18 protein-coding genes are annotated in these 20,628 nt (G+C 72.8%); 11 read left to right on the top strand and 7 right to left on the bottom strand.

Features of this window, described 5'->3' with window-relative positions:
* Positions 1–87: 87 nt before the first annotated feature.
* Positions 88–2,367 (bottom strand): FdhF/YdeP family oxidoreductase, encoded by a 2,280-nt coding sequence (locus tag ACZ56V_RS25620; RefSeq protein WP_398912655.1) that lies wholly within the window; start codon positions 2,365–2,367, stop codon positions 88–90.
* Positions 2,368–2,636: 269 nt separating this feature from the next.
* On the opposite strand from ACZ56V_RS25620, the gene polA reads away from it, so the two are divergent.
* The 3 genes from polA to ACZ56V_RS25605 all read left to right on the top strand — a co-directional run bounded on the left by polA (position 2,637) and on the right by ACZ56V_RS25605 (position 7,964).
* Positions 2,637–5,360, top strand: coding sequence for a DNA polymerase I (polA, locus tag ACZ56V_RS25615; RefSeq protein ID WP_467382985.1), 2,724 nt, complete (start codon positions 2,637–2,639; stop codon positions 5,358–5,360).
* 207 nt (positions 5,361–5,567) lie between these two features.
* Complete coding sequence (locus ACZ56V_RS25610) at positions 5,568–5,936, top strand: hypothetical protein (RefSeq protein WP_467382983.1); 369 nt, start codon at positions 5,568–5,570, stop codon at positions 5,934–5,936.
* A 258-nt stretch (positions 5,937–6,194) separates the two neighbouring features.
* A complete protein-coding gene (locus tag ACZ56V_RS25605) occupies positions 6,195–7,964 on the top strand; it encodes a lytic transglycosylase domain-containing protein (RefSeq protein ID WP_468945495.1) in 1,770 nt (589 codons plus the stop codon).
* 39 nt (positions 7,965–8,003) lie between these two features.
* Here ACZ56V_RS25605 and hrpB read toward each other — a convergent pair whose 3' ends face one another.
* The gene (hrpB, locus tag ACZ56V_RS25600; RefSeq protein WP_468945493.1) at positions 8,004–10,589 is read right to left on the bottom strand and encodes an ATP-dependent helicase HrpB; all 2,586 of its coding nucleotides are present in this window, start codon (positions 10,587–10,589) and stop codon (positions 8,004–8,006) included.
* 65 nt (positions 10,590–10,654) lie between these two features.
* A complete protein-coding gene (locus ACZ56V_RS25595; protein WP_198601800.1) occupies positions 10,655–11,488 on the bottom strand; it encodes a class I SAM-dependent methyltransferase in 834 nt (277 codons plus the stop codon).
* A 375-nt stretch (positions 11,489–11,863) separates the two neighbouring features.
* Between ACZ56V_RS25595 and rpsA the strand changes: the two genes are divergently transcribed.
* The 4 genes from rpsA to ACZ56V_RS25575 all read left to right on the top strand — a co-directional run bounded on the left by rpsA (position 11,864) and on the right by ACZ56V_RS25575 (position 15,534).
* Positions 11,864–13,372, top strand: a complete 1,509-nt coding sequence (gene rpsA / locus ACZ56V_RS25590; RefSeq protein WP_059299143.1) for a 30S ribosomal protein S1 — start codon at positions 11,864–11,866, stop codon at positions 13,370–13,372.
* A gap of 158 nt (positions 13,373–13,530) precedes the next feature.
* The gene (locus tag ACZ56V_RS25585) at positions 13,531–14,469 is read left to right on the top strand and encodes a PAC2 family protein (protein WP_356362913.1); all 939 of its coding nucleotides are present in this window, start codon (positions 13,531–13,533) and stop codon (positions 14,467–14,469) included.
* Positions 14,470–14,501: 32 nt separating this feature from the next.
* Entirely contained in the window at positions 14,502–15,104 is a 603-nt protein-coding gene (gene coaE / locus ACZ56V_RS25580; RefSeq protein WP_467382976.1) for a dephospho-CoA kinase, read from the top strand.
* Positions 15,105–15,153: 49 nt separating this feature from the next.
* Positions 15,154–15,534 (top strand): tetratricopeptide repeat protein, encoded by a 381-nt coding sequence (locus ACZ56V_RS25575; protein WP_076973850.1) that lies wholly within the window; start codon positions 15,154–15,156, stop codon positions 15,532–15,534.
* Positions 15,535–15,537: 3 nt separating this feature from the next.
* On the opposite strand, the gene ACZ56V_RS25570 is transcribed toward ACZ56V_RS25575, so the two are convergent.
* The gene (locus tag ACZ56V_RS25570; protein WP_356362908.1) at positions 15,538–15,795 is read right to left on the bottom strand and encodes a DUF6343 family protein; all 258 of its coding nucleotides are present in this window, start codon (positions 15,793–15,795) and stop codon (positions 15,538–15,540) included.
* Positions 15,796–15,968: 173 nt separating this feature from the next.
* On the opposite strand from ACZ56V_RS25570, the gene ACZ56V_RS25565 reads away from it, so the two are divergent.
* Both ACZ56V_RS25565 and ACZ56V_RS25560 read left to right on the top strand, forming a co-directional pair.
* Positions 15,969–16,700 (top strand): class I SAM-dependent methyltransferase, encoded by a 732-nt coding sequence (locus tag ACZ56V_RS25565; protein WP_468945487.1) that lies wholly within the window; start codon positions 15,969–15,971, stop codon positions 16,698–16,700.
* A gap of 91 nt (positions 16,701–16,791) precedes the next feature.
* The gene (locus ACZ56V_RS25560; protein ID WP_468945484.1) at positions 16,792–17,229 is read left to right on the top strand and encodes a DoxX family protein; all 438 of its coding nucleotides are present in this window, start codon (positions 16,792–16,794) and stop codon (positions 17,227–17,229) included.
* Between the two features lie 34 nt (positions 17,230–17,263).
* Here ACZ56V_RS25560 and ACZ56V_RS25555 read toward each other — a convergent pair whose 3' ends face one another.
* A complete protein-coding gene (locus ACZ56V_RS25555; protein WP_398912636.1) occupies positions 17,264–17,803 on the bottom strand; it encodes an RNA-binding S4 domain-containing protein in 540 nt (179 codons plus the stop codon).
* Between the two features lie 106 nt (positions 17,804–17,909).
* On the opposite strand from ACZ56V_RS25555, the gene ACZ56V_RS25550 reads away from it, so the two are divergent.
* Positions 17,910–18,623 (top strand): uracil-DNA glycosylase, encoded by a 714-nt coding sequence (locus tag ACZ56V_RS25550; RefSeq protein ID WP_468945481.1) that lies wholly within the window; start codon positions 17,910–17,912, stop codon positions 18,621–18,623.
* 55 nt (positions 18,624–18,678) lie between these two features.
* Entirely contained in the window at positions 18,679–19,650 is a 972-nt protein-coding gene (gene pip, locus ACZ56V_RS25545; protein WP_468945669.1) for a prolyl aminopeptidase, read from the top strand.
* Between the two features lie 10 nt (positions 19,651–19,660).
* Here the strand turns inward: pip and ACZ56V_RS25540 are convergent, their stop codons facing one another.
* A complete protein-coding gene (locus ACZ56V_RS25540; RefSeq protein WP_468945479.1) occupies positions 19,661–20,152 on the bottom strand; it encodes a GNAT family N-acetyltransferase in 492 nt (163 codons plus the stop codon).
* Positions 20,149–20,562 carry a RidA family protein gene (locus ACZ56V_RS25535; RefSeq protein ID WP_467382965.1) on the bottom strand — a complete coding sequence of 138 codons (414 nt, stop codon included), beginning with the start codon at positions 20,560–20,562 and terminating at the stop codon, positions 20,149–20,151. The genes ACZ56V_RS25540 and ACZ56V_RS25535 overlap by 4 nt, the downstream gene beginning before the upstream one ends.
* Positions 20,563–20,628 lie beyond the last annotated feature (66 nt).

Below are 20,628 nucleotides of genomic sequence, written 5' to 3'. Positions count from 1 at the left end.
CCGGCTCCGTTTCGTCGATCCGTCTGTGCCCGACGGCCGGCCGCTGGGGCCGGTCGTCCGCCTCGCTTCGCTTCGCTGAGCAAACGCTCAGTCGGTCGCCGATTGTTCCAGACGGACCACCACGGACTTGCTGGCCGGGGTGTTGCTGGTGTCCGCGGTGGCGTCCAGCGGCACCAGGACGTTGGTCTCCGGGTAGTACGCCGCCGCGCAGCCCCGGGCCGTCGGGTAGTGCACGACGCGGAAACCGGGCGCCCGCCGCTCCACCCCGTCCCGCCACTCGCTCACCAGGTCGACGTACGAGCCGTCCGCGACGTCCAGCTTCCGGGCGTCCTCCGGGTTCACCAGGACGACGCGACGGCCGTTCCTGATCCCCCGGTAGCGGTCGTCCAGGCCGTAGATCGTGGTGTTGTACTGGTCGTGCGAGCGCAGCGTCTGGAGCAGCAGCCGCCCCTCGGGCAGCTCGGGGAACTCGACCGGCGCGGCGGTGAAGTTGGCCTTGCCGGTGGCCGTCGGGAAGCGGCGCTCGTCGCGCGGGGCGTGAGGGAGGGCGAAGCCCCCGGGGTGCGCCACCCGCGCGTTGAAGTCCTCGAAGCCCGGCACGACCCGCCCGATGCGGTCGCGGATCGTCGCGTAGTCCTTCTCGAACTCCTCCCACGGCGTACGGCTCTTCTCGCCCAGCACCCGGCGCGCCAGCCGGCACACGATCGCGGGCTCGGACAGCAACTGCCGGCTCGCGGGCTCCAGCCGCCCGCGCGAGGCGTGCACCATGCCCATGGAGTCCTCGACGGTCACGAACTGCTCGCCGCCGCCTTGGAGATCACGCTCCGTGCGGCCCAGCGTCGGCAGGATGAGCGCCCGGGCGCCCGTGACCGCGTGCGAGCGGTTCAGCTTCGTCGACACGTGCACGGTGAGCCGGGCGCGGCGCATCGCCGCCTCGGTGACCTCCGTGTCGGGGGAGGCGGAGACGAAGTTGCCGCCCATGGCGAAGAAGACCTTCGCGTCGCCGTCGCGCAGCGCGCGGATGGCCCGTACGACGTCGTAGCCGTGCTCGCGCGGCGGGGCGAAGCCGAACTCCTTCTCCAGGGCGTCCAGGAAGGCGGGCGCGGGCCGCTCGAAGATGCCCATCGTGCGGTCGCCCTGCACGTTGGAGTGGCCGCGCACCGGGCACACACCCGCGCCGGGGCGGCCGATGTTGCCGCGCAGCAGCAGGAAGTTCACCACCTCGCGGATCGTGGGCACCGAGTGCTTGTGCTGGGTCAGGCCCATCGCCCAGCACACGATGGTGCGCTCGGAGGCGAGCACCATGCGCAGCGCCGCCTCGATCTCCGCGCGCGTGAGACCGGTCGCCGCGAGCGTCTCGTCCCAGTCGGCGGCGCGGGCGGCCGCGGCGAACTCCTCGAAGCCGTGGGTGTGTTCCTCGACGAAGGCCTCGTCGACCGCGCCCTCGGTCTGAAGGATCAGCTTGTTGAGGAGCCGGAACAGCGCCTGGTCGCCGCCGAGCCGGATCTGCAGGAAGAGGTCGGTGAGGGAGGCCCCCGCGGTGAGCCCCTTGGGGGTCTGCGGGTTCTTGAAGCGCTCCAGACCGGCCTCGGGCAGCGGATTGACGCTGATGATCCGCGCGCCGTTCGCCTTGGCCTTCTCCAGCGCCGAGAGCATCCGCGGGTGGTTGGTGCCCGGGTTCTGGCCCGCCACGATGATCAGGTCGGACTTGTACAGGTCCTCCAGCAGGACGCTGCCCTTGCCGACGCCGATGGTCTCCGACAGGGCCGAGCCGGACGACTCGTGGCACATGTTGGAGCAGTCCGGCAGGTTGTTGGTGCCCAGCTCGCGCGCGAAGAGCTGGTAGAGGAACGCCGCCTCGTTGCTGGTGCGCCCCGAGGTGTAGAAGACCGCCTCGTCGGGCGAGTCCAGCGCGGCGATCTCCTCCGCGACGATGTCGAAGGCGCGCTCCCAGGTGACCGGCTCGTAGTGCTCGCCGCCCTCCGGGAGGTACACCGGATGCGTCAGCCGGCCCTGCTGGCCCAGCCAGTAGCCGCTGCGGGTGGCGAGGTCGGCCACGGAGTGCGCGGCGAAGAACTCCGGGGTGACGCGGCGCAGGGTGGCCTCCTCGGCCACCGCCTTGGCGCCGTTCTCACAGAACTCCGCCTTGTGCCGGTGGTCGCCCTCGGGCCAGGCGCAGCCCGGGCAGTCGAAGCCGTCCTTCTGGTTGACACTCAGCAGCGTCAGCGCCGTCCGCCGCACGCCCATCTGCCGCTGCGCGATCCGCAGGGTGTGGCCGATGGCGGGGATGCCCGCCGCCGCGTGCTGGGGCTCCGAGACCTGCGGCGCGTCCTGAACCGGATCACCCTTGGGCGGCTTGCTCGCCATCGCGCGCTCCTTCGCTTACGCGTTGTGAAGTACGTCTCCGATCCTCGCACGCCGCTGTGACACGGAGGCCGCTCGGGGCGGGGCAAGTCCGGCGGGCAGTGGTTGCGCCGCCGGAACGAGGGCGGCTACCAGCGCCGGGCGAGAGCCACGCCCTGAAGGGGCGCGGGGAACTGCGCGACCAGCCACGATGCACCCGCGGCATCAAACCGCGCCCGTGCCACAGGCGATCGCGGCACCGACTGTCAGTGGCACATGGCAGGATCGGAGTCGTGGCGAAGACAGCATCGAAGAAGACCGACAGCACCTCCGGCGACCGACCGCGGCTGATGCTCATGGACGGGCACTCGCTGGCGTACCGCGCGTTCTTCGCGCTGCCCGCGGAGAACTTCACGACCGCGACGGGCCAGCCGACCAACGCGATCTACGGCTTCGCGTCGATGCTGGCCAACACCCTGCGTGACGAGGCGCCCACACACTTCGCGGTGGCGTTCGACGTCTCCCGCAAGACCTGGCGCTCCGAGGAGTTCACCGAGTACAAGGCGAACCGCTCCAAGACCCCGGACGAGTTCAAGGGACAGGTGGAGCTGATCGGCGAGCTGCTCGACTCCATGCACGTACCCCGCTTCGCCGTCGAGGGCTTCGAGGCCGACGACGTCATCGCCACCCTCGCCACCCAGGCCGAGGCCGAGGGCTTCGACGTGCTGATCGTCACCGGCGACCGGGACTCCTTCCAGCTGGTCAGCGAGCACACCACGGTCCTGTACCCGACCAAGGGCGTGTCCGAACTGACCCGCTTCACCCCGGAGAAGGTCTTCGAGAAGTACGGGCTGACCCCCGCCCAGTACCCCGACTTCGCCGCGCTGCGCGGCGACCCGTCCGACAACCTGCCCGGCATCCCGGGCGTCGGCGAGAAGACCGCCGCGAAGTGGATCAACCAGTTCGGGTCGTTCGCGGAGCTGGTCGAGCGCGTCGACGAGGTCAAGGGCAAGGCCGGGCAGAACCTGCGCGACCACCTGGAGTCCGTGAAGCTCAACCGCCGGCTCACCGAGCTGGAGCGTCGGGTCGAGCTGCCGCGGACCGTCACCGACCTGGAGCGGACGGCCTACGACCGCAAGGGCGTCGCGGTGATCCTGGACACCCTGGAGATCCGCAACCCCTCCCTGCGCGAGCGGCTCTACGCCGTCGACCCCGGCGCCGAGGAGGCCGAGGCCACCCCGGTGGTGGCGGACGGCGTGGAGCTGGACGGCACCGTGCTGGGCACCGGTGAGCTGGCCGGCTGGCTCGCCGAGCACGGCACACAGCCGCTCGGCGTGGCCACGGTCGACACCTGGGCCCTGGGCACCGGCTCGGTGACCGAGGTCGCGCTCGCCGCGTCCGACGGGAAGGCCGCCTGGTTCGACCCGACGGAGATCGACGAGGCCGACGAGACGGCGTTCCGCTCCTGGCTCTCCGACCCGGAGCGGCCGAAGGTCTTCCACAACGCCAAGGGCGCGATGCGCGTCTTCGCCGAGCACGGCTGGAGTGTCGCCGGCGTGGGCATGGACACCGCCCTCGCCGCCTACCTGGTCAAGCCGGGGCGCCGCTCCTTCGACCTGGACGCGCTGTCCCTGGAGTACCTGCACCGCGAGCTGGCCCCCGCCGCCGCGGCCGACGGACAGCTCGCCTTCGGCGCGGACGAGGGCGCCGAGGCCGAGGTGCTGATGGTGCAGGCCCGCGCCATCCTAGACCTGGGCGATACCTTCGAGAGCCGCCTGGCGGACGTCGGCGCGGCCGACCTGCTGCGCGACATGGAGCTGCCCACCTCCGCGCTGCTCGCCCGCATGGAGCGGCACGGCATCGCGGCCGACCGCGAGCACCTCCAGGCCATGGAGCAGATGTTCGCGGGCGCCGTCCAGCAGGCCGTGAAGGAGGCCCACGCGGCGGCCGGCCGGGAGTTCAACCTCGGCTCGCCCAAGCAGCTCCAGGAGGTCCTCTTCGGCGAGCTGAACCTGCCGAAGACCAAGAAGACCAAGACCGGCTACACCACCGACGCCGACGCCCTGGCCTGGCTCGCGGCCCAGACGGACAACGAACTGCCGGTGATCATGCTCCGCCACCGCGAGCAGGCCAAGCTGCGCGTCACGGTGGAGGGCCTGATCAAGACGATCGCCGCGGACGGCCGCATCCACACCACGTTCAACCAGACGGTCGCCGCGACCGGCCGCCTCTCGTCCACCGACCCGAACCTGCAGAACATCCCGGTCCGCACCGACGAGGGCCGGGCGATCCGCCGCGGCTTCGTGGTCGGCGAGGGCTTCGAGTCCCTGATGACGGCCGACTACAGCCAGATCGAGCTGCGGGTGATGGCCCACCTCTCCGAGGACGCGGGCCTGACCGAGGCGTTCACGTCCGGCGAGGACCTGCACACCACCGCCGCCGCCCAGGTCTTCTCCGTCGAGCAGTCCGCCGTGGACGCCGAGATGCGCCGCAAGATCAAGGCCATGTCCTACGGCCTGGCGTACGGACTGTCCGCCTTCGGCCTCTCCCAGCAGCTGAACATCGAGGCGGCCGAGGCACGGGGCCTGATGGACGCCTACTTCGAGCGCTTCGGCGGCGTACGGGACTATTTGCGCCGGGTCGTCGACGAGGCACGGGCCACCGGATACACGGCGACCCTCTTCGGCCGCCGCCGCTATCTGCCCGACCTCAACAGCGACAACCGCCAGCGCCGCGAGGCGGCCGAGCGGATGGCCCTGAACGCGCCGATCCAGGGCACGGCGGCCGACATCGTCAAGATCGCCATGCTCAACGTGGACAGGGCGCTGCGCGAGGCCGGCCTCGAGTCCCGCATGCTCCTCCAGGTCCACGACGAAATCGTCCTGGAGATCGCCCCGGGGGAGCGCGCGGCGGCGGAGGAACTCGTCCGCCGCGAGATGGCGAACGCGGTGCAGCTCAGGGTCCCCCTGGGCGTCTCCGTGGGCGCGGGCCCGGACTGGGAATCGGCGGCACACTAGCCGCGGGCTGCCGTTCCAGCCGCACCCACCCGTGCCTCCCCCAGTGCCTGAACGGCCTGGGAGGTACCCCCAGGCGGCACGGGTGGGCGCAGGGGGACCCCGCAACGCCGGGCCGCGCCCCCCGGCCCCCGCCCACGCCGCCCGCCCCGTCACTCCGGTGGCCCCCGAGGAAACGCCCCGCCCCCGGTCTCCCGTGAGGATGCGGGCATGGGTATACGCATGCTCCACCACCGGACGACACCGGCACGGGCACGCACCGACGCACCCGCCCGCGTGCCACTCCTCCCGGTCCCGGTCTGCGCCCCGGGCGCAAGTACCGGCCGCACCCCCGCCACCCTCACGACGGTCCTGCGCCGCACCGCGACCGACCTCCGCCGCGGCCTCGCCCGCCGAGTCCCCGCGACCACCGCCCCGCAGGAGACACCCGCCTGGCGGTTGTGGGCCGACCTGGCCCGCGGCTACCTCGCGCTGGCCCTCACCCTGCTGCCGCGCCCCCGGCCCGCCCACACCTTCACCGTCTTCGTCGCGACCGCCGACACCCTCGGCGCGCGGCCCGGCGGTCCGGCTCCGCACTGAGTACAGCCCCGGGGCCCATATGGCCAAGTGGTGAATATCGGGCAGGAACGGGTGCCCGTGCAAAGCAAGTTGTCGTAGGGTCGCCTGCGGCACCGTACTCGTCGAACAGACGACCATGGTGCTCGGAGGATCGCCGTGCAACCGTCTGCGCCGGTCGATCGTCACAACAGGGCGGGCACAGCCGGTACGACGGGCGAGTACGACAGCAGAAGACGGACGGAGACGGACGCGCGGGCGTCCAGGGGAGGGGTTCACTCTATGGTGGCGCATTTCGACAGGAGGCTCCGCAAGGCGGCGGTCACCACCACCGTGGCTGCGGTCGTGGTCGCGGCCCTGTCCGCGTCCCAGGCCCCCGACGTGACGGCCGACGGCAACGGCAGACAGACCACCGCCGACAACGCGCCGACGTCCGACACGTCGTCCGAGGACAGCGCCACCGGCAACTCGCCCTACTACACCGACCTGCCGCCCCTCAACAGTCCCCTTCCCTCGCCGACCACGGGTACCCCGTCCTCCCGGGGGCCGTCCGAGGCCGGCATTCCCGCCACCGTCCTCGACGCCTACAAGCAGGCCGAGTCGGAGCTGCGCCGGTCCAAGCCCGGCTGCAACCTGCCGTGGCAACTGCTGGCCGCCATCGGCAAGGTGGAGTCCGGCCAGGCCCGCGGCGGCCGCGTCGACGCGGGCGGCACGACGATCGGCCGGATCATCGGCCCGCAGCTCGACGGCAACGGCTTCGCGCTCATCAAGGACACCGACAAGGGCGTCTACGACGGCAACAGCAGCTACGACAACGCCGTCGGCCCCATGCAGTTCATCCCGTCCACCTGGGCGTGGGCGGGCCGCGACGGCAACGGCGACGGCAGGGAAGACCCCAACAACGTCTACGACGCCGCCCTCGCCGCCGGCCACTACCTGTGCCGCAACGGCTGGGACCTGTCCGTCCAGGCCGACCTCGACCGCGCGATCCTCAGCTACAACAACTCGCAGGACTACCTGAACACGGTCCTGTCGTGGCTGGAGCACTACCGCAGGGGCACCCACGAGATCCCGGACGGCACCGGCAGCCTCCCGGTCGGCCGCAGCGACGACACCGGCGCGGGCGTCAGTCCCTCACCGGGCCGCACGGGCGCGACCACGGGACCCAGGGCCCCGGGTACGGCGACGCCCAGCCCGGACCCGTCCCCGAGCAAGCCGCCGGCCTCGGGCAAGCCCGACAACCCCGGCCCGAGCACCAAGCCGCCCACGGACCCGGCGCCGCCCACCGAGAACCCCACCCCCAGCCCCACGCCCACCGACACGGTTCACCACCTGGAGAACGCAGGCACCACGGGGCTCACCGCGGTCGCGGGCGACACGTTCGCCAAGCAGATCAGCGCCCGCGCCGAGACCAGGGCCGGAAAGGCCGTCGGCAAGGTGCGCATCCGATTCACCGTCCTGGGCGACACGGACGCCACCTTCACCGGCGGCGACAAGGTCGCCGCGGTCACCACCAACGCCTCCGGCGTGGCCGTCGCGCCCGCGCTGGTGGCCGGCGAGCAGACCGGCGAGTTCACCGTCCGCGCCGTCGTGATCGGCCGTTCCGTGCCGGGCCTCGACTACCGGGCCACCGTCACCGAGCGCGTCGCCGACGCCCTCACCCGCACCACCGCGACCGAGCTGACCTGCACGCCGGGCGGCGAGTTCGCCGACCCGGTCGAGGTGAAGGCCACGCTCAAGGGCGCCGTCGCGGACAAGGTCGCCGTCACCGCCACGCTCGTCAAGTCCGCGGCCGACCCGACCGAGAACGACAAGGGTCCCTACTTCAAGGACGCCGACGGCAAGACCGTCCGTACGCTGACCGGCCTGAAGACCGACGCCAAGGGCCTGCTGCAGCTGCCGAAACTGTACGCGGACGACGCCGAGGGCTCCTACGTCCTCCGCCTCACCACGGCGGGCGGCGCCCGGCTCGACCTCACCCTGAAGGTGGCCAAGGCGGCCGAACCGACGCCGGACCCGTCGACCGAGCCGTCGACGGCACCGGAGGCGTAGGCACCGCCGCCCGGCGGGGTGCTCCCCGCCGGGACCCGGTCACTTGCCGAGCCGCGCCTTCGTGTACCGCGTCGGCTCCGCCGCGGCCGGGTCCTCCGGCCACGGGTGCTTCGGGTACCGGCCGCGCAGTTCCGCCCGTACGCCCTGGTAGCCGTCCTTCCAGAACGAGGCCAGGTCGGCGGTGACCGCGGCGGGGCGGCCGGCGGGGGAGAGCAGGTGGACGAGGAGCGGCACCCCGGCGATCTCGGGTGACCGCTGGAGCCCGAACATCTCCTGCAACTTCACGGCGAGGACGGGCTGTTCGGGGTCGCCGTAGTCGATCCGGATCCTGGACCCACTGGGGACGAGGATCCGCTCGGGGGCCAGCTCGTCCAGCCGCGCCGCTTCCCCGGACGCCCAGGGCAGCAGCCGCGTCAGCGCCTGCCCGGCGTCGATCCGGCCCAGGTCGGCCCGCCGCCGGGCCCGGCTCAGCTCGGGTTCCAGCCACTCGTCCGCGCGCGCGAGCAGCGCCTCGTCGGTGACGTCCGGCCAGGGCTCACCGAGGTGCCGCCGCAGGAACGCGAGCCGCCGGCGCAGCAGGTCGGCGTCGGCCCAGCGGCGCAGCAGCCCGAGCCCTTCTTGCCGCAGCCCCTCCAGCAGCGCGCCCCGCACGAGGGAGGGGTCGGGGCCGGCGAGGGGCCGCACCGCCAGTTCCACCGCCCCGAGCCGCTCGACCCGCCGGGCCACCACGTCACCGTCGGCCCAGCGCACCTCGTCCCGCTCGGTCAGCAGTGCTCCCGCCGCGAGCCGGGCGATCTCCTCGTCGACGGCCGCGCCGAGCTGCACGCGCGCGTGCCCCCGGCCCACGGGCCGGTCGGCCACGGCGACGGCGATCCACGGCGCCCCGCGCAGCGCCGACGCCCGAGGCAGTTCCGCCCGGGTCCCGGAGACCATCAGGTACGAACCGCCGTCCTTCCTGGCCACCCGCTCGGGAAACGCCAGAGCGGCCACCAGCCCGGCGAGGACCTCGTCGCCGGCCGGCAGTCCTCGCCCGTCCTCCACGGCGGCCCGCAACCGCCGCACCTCGGCCCGCCACCGCGCCCCGTAGGCGTCGCCACCCCGCCGAGCCGCCCGCAGCACGGACACGAGATCGTCCCCGTACTCCCGCGGCGCCTCCTCGCTCAACAGCCCCACCACCTCAGCCACCAACTCGTCCGCAGCGGGTCGTGCGGCGCCGGCGTCGGCAGGGCGCGGGCCCGCGGGTGCCGCCGCTGCCGAGGTGGCCCGGGGCGGAAGGTCCGCACTCAGGTCCGCCGCGTCCAGGAGGGCGCGCCCCAGCCGGGGGTGCAGACCGAGACGGGCCAGGCGTGCGCCTCGGTCCGTCGCCCGGCCGGCGGGGTCCACCGCGCCGACCGCCTCCAGCACCGACCGGGCGGCCGCCATCGCCCCGCCCGGCGGCGGATCGAGCAGCGCCAGACCGGACGCGTCCGGATCGCCCCAGCAGGCCGCCTGCAACGCGAACGCCGTCAGGTCGGCCACCTTGATCTCCGGCGCCGGGAAGCGCGGCAGACGGGCGTCCTCCGCCTCCGCCCAGCAGCGGTACACCACCCCCGGCGCCTCGCGGCCGGCCCGGCCCGCCCGCTGCCGCGCCGCCGCCCGCGAGGCCCGTACCGTCGTCAGCGCGCTGAGTCCGCGCGCGTGGTCCACCCGCGGTTCCCGTGCCAGCCCCGCGTCCACGACCACCCGGACGCCCGGGACCGTCAGCGACGACTCGGCCACCGAGGTCGCCAGCACCACCCGGCGCCGCGCCCCGGGCGCCAGCACCGCGTCCTGCACGGCCGCGGGCGCCCGCCCGTGCACCTGGAGCACGTCCACGTCCCCGAGGCCCGCCAACTGCCCCGCCACGCGGGAGATCTCCCCGACTCCCGGCAGGAAGCACAGGACGTCCCCGTCCCGTTCGGCCAGCGCCCGGCGTACCACGGCGGCCACGTGCGCGAGCAGCGCCGGGTCCACCCGCATCCCGTGCGGCGGCCGCACCGGACGCGCCGGCGGCGCCCACACGACCTCGACCGGGTACGACACCCCCCGCGCCTCGACGACCGGCGCGTCCCCCAGCAGCCGCGACCAGCCCTCCGCGTCGGTCGTGGCCGACGCGGCCACCAGCCGCAGCTCGGGCCGCAGGGCCTGCCGCACGTCCCACAGGAACGCCGCCGACGTGTCCGCGTCCAGATGCCGCTCGTGGCACTCGTCCAGCAGTACCGCGTCGACGCCCGACAGCTCCTGGTCCCGCTGGAGCCGCTGCAGCAGCACCCCGGTCGTGACGACCTCCACGCGCGCGTGGCGCCCGACGACCCGCTCCCCGCGCACGGTGTACCCGACGCTCGCGCCCGGTTTCTCACCCAGCAGCCACGCCATCCGCCGGGCCGCCGCCCGCGCCGCGATCCGCCGCGGCTCGGCCACGACCACACGCCGCGCGGGAGTCCCGTCCCCGTCCAGCAACCCCGCCAGGGCCAGCGGCACCAGCGTCGTCTTGCCGGTGCCGGGCGGCGCGACCAGCACCGCCGTGCCGTGCCCCTCCAGGGCGTCGTGCAGCGCGGGCAGGGCACCGCGCACGGGCAGCGCGTCCAGGGCGTCGTAACGGATCACGCCCCCAGTGTCGTACGTCCGCGAAGCCGCCCTCCGCGCGCGGGCCACCGCGCCCCGGGTACGGCTCAGTCGCGCTCGCAGACGAAGATCGCCGTCCCCGGGATCAGGTGCCCGCGCAGCGGCGACCAGCCGCCCCACTCCGAGGTGTTCCAGTCCGGCCACTCCGGCTCCACGAGGTCCACCAGCCGGAACCCCGACGTCACCACGTCCCGCACCCGGTCACCGAGCGTCCTGTGGTGCTCGACGTACACCGCGAGGCCCTCGTCGTCCTGCTCGACGTACGGCGTCCGGTCGAAGTACGAGGCGGACACCGACAGCCCCTCGGGGCCCGGCTCGTCCGGGAACGCCCAGCGCAGCGGGTGCGTGACGGAGAAGACGAAGCGGCCGCCGGGCCGCAGCACCCGGCGCACCTCCCGCAGCACCAGCCGCGGGTCGGCGACGAACGGCAGCGCCCCGTACGCCGAACACGCCAGGTCGAACGAACCGTCCGCGAAGGGCAGCACCGACGCGTCGGCACACACCAGCGGGAACGAGACGCCGATCCGCAGGGCGTGCTGGAGCTGGCGGTGGGAGAGGTCCAGGGCCACCGGACGGGCCCCCTGGGCGGTCAGCCAGCGCGAACACTGGGCGGCGCCGGCGCCGATCTCCAGGACGTCCTTGCCCTTCAGCTCCTCCGGCGGGCCGAGCAGCTCGGCCTCCACCTCGTCCAGGCCCTCGGGACACCACACGAAGCGGTCGTCGCCGAGGAAGGTGCCGTGCTCGGTCTGGTACTCGTCCGCGTTCCGGTCCCACCAGCCGCGGTTGGCGCGGGAACTCTCCGTCACACCGGCGGCACGCCGGGTGGCCTCGGGCTCTGGTCCGTCGGTTCCTTCGGCCTCGGACGTTACGGGCTCTTGGATGACCGGCTCCCTCGTACTAGTCTGCGGGCTCTTCCGTGCCGCCCGCCCCGCGTGTCACGCAAGGGGCATCCAGGGGTCCGTGTGGCCTCGGGAGACGGCTTTTGTGCCGGGTATGCGACGATCCGCCCCGGGTGTGCGGCTTCGCGCATTGACCCTGCCCGGCTGCCCCCGTATGCTACAAGTTGCGCTGCGGGCCTGCGCACCTCAGACGTAGCAGGTCGCGCTCGCATCTGTTGTATGTCCCCTCGGTTCTCGAGGCGTCACCAGTGGATTTCGGTGACGCTTCCTTGGCTGTCCGGCTTCTTCAGAGCGAAACGGGCTCCCGGCGTAAGCAGTACCTACGACTTCAATGTCCGTACCGGAGCCCTTTCCCACATGACGAGCAGCACCGAGACCACCGCCACCACCCCGCAGGTAGCGGTCAACGACATCGGTAACGAGGAAGCCTTCCTCGCCGCGATCGACGAGACGATCAAGTACTTCAACGACGGCGACATCGTCGACGGCGTCATCGTGAAGGTCGACCGGGACGAGGTCCTGCTCGACATCGGTTACAAGACCGAAGGCGTTATCCCGAGCCGCGAGCTCTCCATCAAGCACGACGTCGACCCCAACGAGGTCGTCGCCGTCGGTGACGAGATCGAGGCCCTTGTTCTCCAGAAGGAGGACAAGGAAGGCCGCCTGATCCTCTCGAAGAAGCGCGCCCAGTACGAGCGTGCCTGGGGCACCATCGAGAAGATCAAGGAAGAGGACGGGATCGTCACCGGTACCGTCATCGAGGTCGTCAAGGGTGGTCTCATCCTCGACATCGGCCTCCGTGGCTTCCTCCCGGCCTCCCTGGTCGAGATGCGCCGCGTCCGCGACCTCCAGCCCTACGTGGGCAAGGAGCTCGAGGCCAAGATCATCGAGCTGGACAAGAACCGCAACAACGTGGTCCTGTCCCGCCGTGCCTGGCTGGAGCAGACCCAGTCCGAGGTCCGCCAGACGTTCCTCACCACCCTCCAGAAGGGTCAGGTCCGTTCCGGCGTCGTCTCCTCGATCGTCAACTTCGGTGCCTTCGTGGACCTGGGTGGCGTCGACGGTCTGGTCCACGTCTCCGAGCTGTCCTGGAAGCACATCGACCACCCGTCCGAGGTTGTCGAGGTCGGCCAGGAGGTCACCGTCGAGGTTCTCGACGTCGACATGGACCGCGAGCGTGTCTCCCTGTCGCTGAAGGCGACCCAGGAAGACCCGTGGCAGCAGTTCGCCCGCACCCACCAGATCGGCCAGGTCGTGCCCGGCAAGGTCACGAAGCTGGTTCCGTTCGGTGCGTTCGTCCGCGTGGACGAGGGCATCGAGGGTCTGGTCCACATCTCCGAGCTGGCCGAGCGCCACGTGGAGATCCCGGAGCAGGTCGTCCAGGTCAACGACGAGATCTTCGTCAAGGTCATCGACATCGACCTCGAGCGCCGCCGCATCAGCCTCTCGCTGAAGCAGGCCAACGAGGCCTTCGGTGCCGACCCGTCCACGGTCGAGTTCGACCCGACCCTGTACGGCATGGCCGCGTCCTACGACGACCAGGGCAACTACATCTACCCCGAGGGCTTCGACCCCGAGACCAACGACTGGCTCGAGGGCTACGAGACCCAGCGCGAGGCCTGGGAGACGCAGTACGCCGAGGCCCAGCAGCGCTTCGAGCAGCACCAGGCGCAGGTCATCAAGTCCCGCGAGGCGGACGAGAAGGCCGCTGCCGAGGGCGTCGACACCGCGGGTGCGGCTCCGGCCGCGTCCGGTGGTGGCGGCGGCGGCTCGTACTCCTCCGAGGGTGGCGACAACTCCGGCGCCCTCGCGTCGGACGAGGCGCTGGCCGCGCTGCGCGAGAAGCTGGCCGGCGGCCAGAGCTGAAGCTCTGAACACCGGCCGCTGACACCCAGCGGTTGAAGCACAGCGGTAGCCGAGGGGCCGCACCTTCCGAGGTGCGGCCCCTTCGGTGTGTCCCCGCGGGAATGCCCCACCCCGCAAGGGCGTTGTGAAAGAGGAACACACGGAGGGGAGCGGTCACTGTGCTTGATCCGCAGGATTTGTACGCCTGGGAGCCGAAGGGCCTTGCCGTCGTCGACATGGCACTCGCCCAGGAGTCTGCCGGACTGGTCATGCTCTACCACTTCGACGGATACATCGACGCCGGGGAGACCGGCGACCAGATCGTCGACCAGGTGCTCGACTCGCTGCCCCATCAGGTCGTCGCGCGCTTCGACCACGACCGGCTCGTGGACTACCGGGCGCGCCGGCCGCTGCTGACCTTCAAGCGGGACGCCTACACGGACTACGAGGAACCCACCATCGAGGTGCGGCTCGTCCAGGACGCCACCGGGGCGCCGTTCCTGCTCCTGTCGGGCCCCGAGCCGGACGTCGAGTGGGAGCGCTTCGCCGCCGCCGTAGGGCAGATCGTGGAGCGGCTCGGCGTCCGCCTGGCGGTGAGTTTCCACGGCATCCCGATGGGCGTCCCGCACACCCGCCCCGTCGGCATCACCCCGCACGGCAACCGCACCGACCTCGTGCCGGGCCATCGCAGCCCCTTCGAGGAGGCGCAGGTCCCCGGCAGCGCGGAGGCACTCGTCGAGTACCGGCTCGCGCAGGCCGGCCACGACGTGCTCGGCGTCGCCGCGCACGTCCCGCACTACATCGCCCGCTCCGGGTACCCGGACGCGGCGCTGACCGTCCTGGAGGCGATCACCGCGGCGACCGGTCTGGTCCTCCCGGGGATCGCGCACTCCCTGCGCACGGAGGCCCACCGCACGCAGACGGAGATCGACCGGCAGATCCAGGAGGGCGACGAGGAGCTCACCGCCCTCGTCCAGGGCCTTGAGCACCAGTACGACGCCGCGGCGGGCGCCGAGACCAGGGGCAACATGCTCGCCGAACCCGTCGAGATCCCCTCAGCGGACGAGATCGGCCGCGAGTTCGAACGGTTCCTCGCGGAGCGGGAGGGCGACAACTGACGCCGTGACCGGCACCCTCTAAGCTTCCGCCCATGCTGAAGGTGGGCCTGACCGGCGGGATCGGCGCCGGCAAGAGCGAGGTGTCCCGGCTGCTCGTCGAGCACGGCGCCGTACTGATCGACGCCGACCGGATCGCGCGCGAGGTCGTCGCCCCCGGAACACCCGGGCTCGCCGCGGTCGTGGAGGCGTTCGGCGAGGACGTCCTCGCCGAGGACGGCAGCCTGGACCGGCCGAAACTGGGCGCGATCGTGTTCGCCGACCCGGAGAAGCTGGCCGTCCTGAACGGCATCGTCCATCCCCTCGTCGGCGAGCGCTCGCGTGCCCTGGAGGAGGCCGCCGCCGAGGACGCCGTCGTCGTCCACGACGTCCCCCTGCTCACGGAGAACGGCCTGGCGCCGCTGTACGACCTCGTGGTCGTCGTGGACGCCGACCCGGCCACCCAGCTCGACCGGCTGGTCCGGCTGCGGGGCATGACCGAGCAGGACGCACGGGCCCGCATGGCCGCCCAGGCGACGCGCGAGCAGCGCCGGGAGATCGCGGACCTGGTCGTCGACAACGACGTACCACTGGAGGTACTGCGGCGCCGCGTCAAGGAAGTCTGGGACGAACTGGTGCGCAGGACGCACACGGAATAGCGGCCCCCGCGCGTGCGTTGATCCCTTCCAGCGAGGGAAGGACTCAGCCGTGCCCGAGACCAGCAGTCCCACCGGACGTACTCCGGAGACGGATGTCATCGACTTCCGTGCCGCCGAGCAGTTGCTCGCGGCGCGGGACCCGCGCGGCGCGGTGAAACTGCTCGACGGAGTCATCGGCGCCCATCCCGAGAACACCGCCGCGCGGCTGCTGCGCGCGCGTGCCTTCTTCGCGGCGGCGCAACTGCGACCGGCCGAGCTGGAGTTCACCATCGTCCTGGAGCGCGAGCCGGACAACGCGTTCGCGCACTTCGCCCTCGCCCGCACCTACGAGCGCCGGGGCTGTCCCGACCAGGCCCGCCGTCACTTCCGGCTGGCGGCGGCGCTGGACCCGAACCCGGAGTACCTGCAGCAGGCGCGCTTCGACTCCTGACGGTCAGCGTCTCGGCGGCGGGTACGGCGGGATGTTCCGGCCCGGCTGGTAGTGCGGGCCCTGGCGGATGTGCCGGAGGATCACGGTCAGGTCGACCGTGACGACGAGCCACAGCACTCCGCAGGCCAGCGCCCAGCCGAACCGCCCCGTGAGCGCGAAGGCGGCCGTGCCGAAGACGGCCCAGACCAGCCCCCACAGGCTCAGCCAGAACCGCGCCCGCAGGGCACTGCGCGCGGTCGCCGGTTCACTGCCCGTACGCATCGGTTCACCACTCCTGTATCGAACGTACTGCGGCAGGCCGGGAGGGGGAAGCGGAGCCGTACCGCCGGACCGGCGGGACCCCGGGGCCGGGCGCGTTCACTCGGTCGGGTGAACCGACGCCGAGGGGGAACGGGTGTGCGGGCGCGGGCCGTTGGACGGATATGGAACTGCGAATGCGAGAGGGACACCAGGGGACGGGACCCGGAGCCATCACCCCGGACGGCTGCGCGGTCGAGCTCTACTCGCGGCTGCCCGCCGGAGCCGAGCCGGACATCGTCGCCGCCGCCGTGCCCGAGGGTGCGCGGATACTGGAGTTGGGCAGCGGGGTGGGGCGCATGACCCACCCCCTGCTGGAGCGCGGGTTCACGGTCACCGCGGTGGACGAGTCCGCCGAGATGCTGGAGCACGTGCGTGGCGCGCGCACCATATGCAGCCCGATCGAGGACCTCGACCTCGGCGAGCGTTTCGACGCGGTGATGCTGGCGTCGTTCCTCGTGCACACCGGGGACGTGGAGGTGCGGCGCGGTCTGCTGCGCACCTGTGCCCGGCATGTCGAGGAGGCCGGATGTGTGCTGATCCAGCGGGAGGGGGCGGACTACCACACGAACCTGCCGCGGGAGCGGGTGGACCCCAGCGGCTTCACCGTCCGGATCCTGTCGGCGGACCCGGTGGGCGACGGCGTCAACTCGGTCCGGGCGGAGTACGAGTTCCCGGACGCCGTCTGGACCCAGACCTTCCGGGCCCGCCCGCTGACCAGGGAGCAGTTCGAGGAGGCACTGGGGGAGGCGGGACTGGCGGTGGACCGGTATCTCACCGAGGACGAGACGTGGGTGAGGGCCGTGCCCGCGCGGCAGGGACAGCGGCACACCGCGGCGGTACGGTCACCGGCGCGGGCGCCTTCGTAGCGGCAGGGGCCGGTCCGGCGATGAGTTTTCCGGAGCGGCGAGCGGTCTGTATCCCGACAGCAGCACGGACCGCCCAGCCCAGGAGACCGCCATGTCCGAGACCACCGCTTCCTCCGCCCCCAGCGTGTCGGCCCGCGGGCGTGGCCTCCGGGTCGCCCTGCGCGTGGTGCAGGTGTTCCTCGCACTGTTCTTCGCCCTCGCGAGCGCCCTGCCCAAGCTGATCGGGCACTCCTCGGCGGCCGACAGCTTCGCGGAGATGGGCTGGGGCGACGCGGGCATGTACGCGATCGGTGTCCTCGAGCTGGCGGGAGCGATCGCCCTGGTCGTCCCGGTGCTTCAGTCGGTGGCCGCGGCGGCGCTGAGCGCGCTGATGGTGGGCGCGTTCGTCGTCCAGCTCACCTACTTCGACGGTGCGAACGCGGCGACGCCGCTCGTCCTGATGGTGCCGCTCCTGGTCGTCGCCCGGGCCCGTCGCGGGCACAACGAGGAGCTGCGCCGGCTGGTGCGAGCCCGCGTCCGGCGCGGCTGATCAGGACCGGGCCGCCCGCCGGGCCCGCCCCCGCTCAGGGCCGGTTCGCGGCGTCCCGCCGGGAGCTGCTCAGGCCCTCCAGGCCGCGCAGCCGGTCCATCTCGCGGCGGTCCCGCTTGGTCGGGCGTCCGGCGCCGCGGTCGCGGATGCCGGCCGGGGCGACCGCCTCCCGGGGCGGGGGCGGCGGGGAGTTGTCGACGTAGCACTGGACGGCGACCGGGGCGCCGACGCGCTTGCGGATCAGCCGCTTCACGACGACGATCCGCTCCCGGCCCTCCTGCCGCAGGCGCACCTCGTCGCCGACGCGGAGCGAGTGGGCGGGCTTGACCCGCTCGCCGTTCACCCGGACGTGGCCGCCGCGGCAGGCGGTCGCCCCCAGGGAGCGCGTCTTGATCAGGCGGACGGCCCAGATCCAGCTGTCCACGCGGACGCTCTCGCCGTTCTGCGGCCCGGCCGCTTCGGCGGCGGCGATCGCCGCCGCCGTCTTCGGGTCGGGTGCCCCGGCCGTGGCAGCGGCGTCGTCCTGCGCGGCGGCCACCCGGCCGCTACCGCCTTCGTCATGCTCGGAAGCCATGCTCCGACCCTAACCAACCGGCGCGGCGGAACGGGCCGCAATTTCGGTGGCCGACCGGCGGGCCTCCCGTGTCCGCACGTACCGGCCGAGGTCTTACGGTGGACGCATGGACACCGGCGCCCTCTCCGTACTCGACCAGCGCATCGCGGGGTGCCGGGCCTGTCCGAGGCTGGTCGAGTGGCGCGAGGAGGTCGCCCGTACCAAGCGGGCCGCCTTCACCGACTGGACGTACTGGGGCCGGCCGGTGCCCGGCTTCGGCCCGCCGGACGCCCGGCTGATGATCGTCGGGCTGGCCCCCGCCGCCCACGGCGGCAACCGCACCGGCCGGATGTTCACCGGCGACCGTTCCGGAGACGTCCTCTACCAGGCGCTGTACGACGTCGGCCTCGCCTCGCAGCCCACCGCGGTCCGGGTCGACGACGGTCTGGAGCTGTACGGAGTGCGCATCACCTCGCCGGTGCACTGCGCCCCGCCCGAGAACAAGCCGACCCCCGCCGAACGGGACACCTGCCGTTCCTGGCTCGTCCAGGAGCTGGGGCTGCTGCGGCCGACGCTGCGGGCGGTGGTCGTCCTCGGTGCCTTCGGCTGGCAGGCCGCGCTGCCCGCGTTCGCCGGGGCGGGCTGGACCGTGCCCCGCCCCCGTCCTGCCTTCGCGCACGGCGGGCATGTGCGGCTGGACGCCGCCGACGGTCCGGGCCTGCACCTCTTCGGCTGCTTCCACGTCAGCCAGCGCAACACCTTCACCGGCCGGCTCACCCCCGAGATGCTGCGGGACGTGCTGCGCACGGCGGCGGACACGGCGGGGCTGCCCGCCGAGTGAGGCCCGCAATCTAAAGGGGATGAGCGCCCGGGACCGCCGCGGCTACGGTGCTCCGATGGGCCGCTATCCGGAGATCGAACCGTACGACCACGGCATGCTCGACGTCGGCGACGGCAACCACTTGTACTGGGAAACCTGCGGCAACCCGCACGGCAAGCCCGTGCTCGTGCTGCACGGCGGACCCGGCGGCCGCGCGAGCCCGGGTCTCCGCCGCTACTTCGACCCCGCCGCCTACCGGATCGTCCTCCTCGACCAGCGGGGCGCCGGACGGTCGCGGCCCCGAGCGAGCGCCTACGACACCGACATGAGCGTCAACACGACCGCCCACCTCATGGCGGACCTGGAGCGGCTGCGTGCCCACCTGGGCATCGAGCGGTGGCTGGTGTGGGGCGTGTCCTGGGGCTCGGTCCTGGGCCTGCGGTACGCGCAGACGCACCCCGGCGTGGTGACCGAGCTGGTGCTGACCGGCGTCGCCACCGGCTCCGACGCCGAAGTGGCCCTCCTGACGCGCGGGCTGGGGAACGTCTTCCCGGAGGCGCACGAGCGGTTCCTCGCCGAGCTGCCCCCGGACGAACGCGACGGAAACCTGGCCGCCGCGTACAACCGGCTGCTGGAATCGCCGGACGTGGCGGTGCGCGAGCGGGCCGCGCGGGCCTGGACCGACTGGGAGACGGCGACGATCCCGGCACCGCCCGGCTCGGTCGCCCGGTTCCAGGACCCCGAGTTCCGCATGGGCTTCGCCCGTACCGTCACGCACTACTGGGGCAACGACCACTTCCTCGGCGACGGCAACGACGAGGGCGTGGTCCTCAGGGACGCGCACCTGCTGAAGGGCATCCCCGGCACCCTGGTCCAGGGCAGCCTCGACTTCGGCAACCTCCTCGGCATCGTCTGGCGGCTCCACCACGCCTGGCCGGACAGCGAGCTGGTGATCGTCGACGAGGCCGGGCACGACGCCGGGGCGACCGGTGACGAGGCCCTGCTGGCGGCGACGGACAAGTACGCGCGCGGTGACACCGGCGGATGAACGACCGGCCCTAGGGCCGCCGGGGCCGCCACACGTAGCGCACGTCCGGTTCCCGCTCCTCGTTCCGGTCGCCGTCCGTCCACTCCACGGGCGTGAAACCGTGCCGTTCGTAGAAGCGCCGCGCGGGCGCGTTGACCTGGAAGGTCCACAGCGACAGCCCGTCCGCCCGGCGCTCCTTGGCCAGGGCGACGAACCGGTCCCCGAGCCCGCACCCGCGCCGCTCGGGGGCGAGGTAGAGCTGCGACAGCTCCTCGCCCTCCAGCACCATCACACCGGCGACCGCGCCACCGGCTCCCTCCGCCAGCCAGGTCTCGTACCGCTCCACCACCAGGTGCCGGAAGTACGCGCGGACCTCGGTGTCGGAGCGGGGCCGGACCACGGTCGGCAGCGCCGCCGCGAAGGAGCGCAGCCAGACGTCGGCCGCCGCCCGCGCGTCGGCGGCGTGGGCGCGCCGCAGGACGACCGCCTCGGTACCGGATCCGGCCCCCGCCTCCCGGTTCACGGGCGGCCGGTCTCCGGCACGACCGCGGTCGCGGTGATCTCCACCAGCTGTCCCGGGTAGCCGAGGCAGCTCACCCCGAGCAGCGTCGAGGAGTGCGGACCGGTGCTGAGCCCGGACGCCTCGACGACGTCCCAGACGGCGGACAGCGGGGCGGTCTCGGTGCTCACGACGTACACATCGGTGGACAGCACGTGCTCCAGGCCGCTCCCGACGGCGCGCAGCTGCTCGGTGAGGTTCGCGATCACCTGCTCGGCCTGACGGACCGGATCGCCCTCGCCGACCAGCTTCCCCTCCGCGTCGAGCGGGACGGAACCGGCGAGGAACGCGATCCTGGTCCCGGCCTCGACGACGGAGGCGTGGGAGTAGACGGGCGGCGGGAAGAGGCCGGGCACGGTGACGCGCTGGATCACGAGGGCTCCTGGAAGACGGGCGGGCAATCTCCCGATCGTCCGTTCTCCGCCCGCGCCGCGCACCCG

The organism is Streptomyces sp. NPDC034099, assembly GCF_055575415.1.
Note: the sequence above shows the minus strand (reverse complement) of the source record. Positions and strands in the feature narration are given on the sequence as shown.